At 45.7% G+C, this 2,110-nt stretch carries 2 protein-coding genes; both read left to right on the top strand.

Annotated features, from left to right (window positions below):
- Window positions 1–11: 11 nt before the first annotated feature.
- The gene (locus ACW12G_RS07675) at window positions 12–803 is read left to right on the top strand and encodes a carbon-nitrogen family hydrolase (protein WP_048699958.1); all 792 of its coding nucleotides are present in this window, start codon (window positions 12–14) and stop codon (window positions 801–803) included.
- Between the two features lie 8 nt (window positions 804–811).
- Window positions 812–1,999, top strand: a complete 1,188-nt coding sequence (locus ACW12G_RS07670; RefSeq protein ID WP_455647685.1) for an aminotransferase class I/II-fold pyridoxal phosphate-dependent enzyme — start codon at window positions 812–814, stop codon at window positions 1,997–1,999.
- The last annotated feature ends 111 nt before the right edge of the window (window positions 2,000–2,110 follow it).

Genomic DNA, 2,110 nt, shown 5'->3' with positions numbered 1-2,110 from the left:
GAGGATCAATCATGACGTTAAAAATTGCTATTGCCCAAATGGACATTGCTTTAGGACAACCGGAGATAAATCAAGTGACGGTGGCGCAGTATGCCCAACGGGCCGCTGCTGCTGGCGTTGATGTCCTTGTTTACCCAGAAATGTGGCAGACAGGGTATGCATTAGATCAGTTGCCAACGTTAGCAGATCGTGGCGGTGCGAGTACGCAGCAATTATTAGCACAGCTCGCTAAAAAATATCACTTGAATATTGTGGGCGGCTCTGTTGCCACACAACAAGGGGAACAATTTTATAACACGATGTATGTGGTGGACCAAATGGGCCAGCTTGTCAGTACCTATCATAAGACGCATCTTTTTGGGTTAATGGCTGAGGAACAATATATTGCTGCGGGTGATCACAAAAATACCTTTGAATTAGCGGGTGTGTCCGCTGCTGGGGTAATTTGTTATGATATTCGGTTTCCAGAATGGCTACGGGCCATGATGGCCGAGGGACCACAACAAATTCTCTATGTCGTAGCCGAGTGGCCAATTCAACGCATTGACCAGTGGCAGATTTTATTGCAAGCGCGTGCTATTGAAAATCAAGCCTTTGTGATTGCTGCTAATCGGGTTGGGCGTGACGCAGACAATCAATTTGGTGGTCGATCGTTGGTGATTGATCCACTGGGTCAAATTGTGGCACAAGCGCGTGATATGGATGAAGCCCTACTTGTTGTGACAATTGATATAGCCGACGAAAAGACAGTACGTGGCCAGATTCCGGTGTTTCATGATCGGCGCCCTGAATTGTATTATTAGGAGAGATTATGCATTTTCAACAATCAGAGTTACTTAAAACACTGCCAAAACAGTTTTTCGCCTCATTGGTGAGTCGAGTTAACGCTAAAATTGCAGCTGGTGCTGACGTGATTAATCTCGGGCAAGGGAACCCAGATTTACCTACGCCAGATTACATCGTCCAGGCGATGCAACAGGCAACAGCCGTGGCAGCTGACCATCAATATTCTGCGTTTCGTGGTGAGATGCGGTTTAAAACAGCTATTGCGCAATTTTATTTTGATACTTATGGCGTGGTTTTGGATCCCGCAACAGAAGTTGCCGTGTTAGCAGGGAGCAAAATTGGTTTAGTTGAATTGCCATTGGCCCTAATGAATCCAGGCGAAACCTTGTTGTTACCAAATCCTGGTTATCCTGATTATTGGTCGGGGGCAGCGTTAGGTCGTGTCGCGGTTGAACAAGTTGAATTAAAAAGAGAGAATGATTTCTTAATTGACTACGATGACATTCCGGCTGATGTCGCACAACGCGCAAAGTTTCTTTATATGAACTATCCGAATAATCCAACGGGGGCTGTAGCAACGGCAGACTTTTATGAGCAAACAGTCGCCTTTGCAAAGCAAAACCAGGTTGGGATTATATCGGACTTTGCTTATGGGGCTATTGGATTTGATGGGCATCAACCACGATCCTTTATGCAAACACCGGGCGCAAAGACTGTTGGTATTGAAACCTATACCTTTTCAAAAACATTTAATATGGCTGGGTGGCGTGTCGGTTTTGCGGTTGGGAATGCTGACATGATTGACGCTATTAATGTCATTCAAGATCATTTGTTTGTCTCGCTATTTCCGGCTGTTCAAGATGCAGCGATTGCGGCATTAGCACACTATCATGATCAAAATAGTGCGGTTGCCAATTTGGTACAAGTCTATCAACAACGGCGTGATGCTTTTATCCAAGCTGTTCGCACCTATAATTGGGAACCGTATGTTCCTAAGGGGGCGTTTTATGTCCTAATGCCAGTACCAGCGGGTTATACATCCGCAAGCTTTGCTGATTTACTGTTAGAAGAAGCAAATGTGGCAGTGGCTGATGCGTCGGGGTTCGGGGATGCAGGAGCGGGGTACGTGAGAGTCAGCCTGACGACTGATACAGTACGGTTAGTTGAAGCCGCACGTCGCATTGGCGAATTATCAGTATTTAAAACGCACTAAACGGTAGTATTACAGGCCAATCCGGACACGGATTGGCCTGTAATTTTAAAATCGTGAAAAAAGGGGTTGACGCAGGGGGATAAAGGCGGTATATTAGTATATGTTCTAACG

It is taken from the genome of Leuconostoc sp. (assembly GCF_965300815.1).
The sequence above is the reverse complement of the archived record's forward strand: the minus strand, read 5'-3'. Positions and strand labels throughout refer to the sequence as shown.

Excerpts from the sequence above, each read along its gene's own strand:
- ACW12G_RS07675 (WP_048699958.1), top strand. The coding sequence starts at position 12 with ATGACGTTAAAAATTGCTATTGCCCAAATGGACATTGCTTTAGGACAA.
- ACW12G_RS07670 (WP_455647685.1), top strand. The coding sequence starts at position 812 with ATGCATTTTCAACAATCAGAGTTACTTAAAACACTGCCAAAACAGTTT.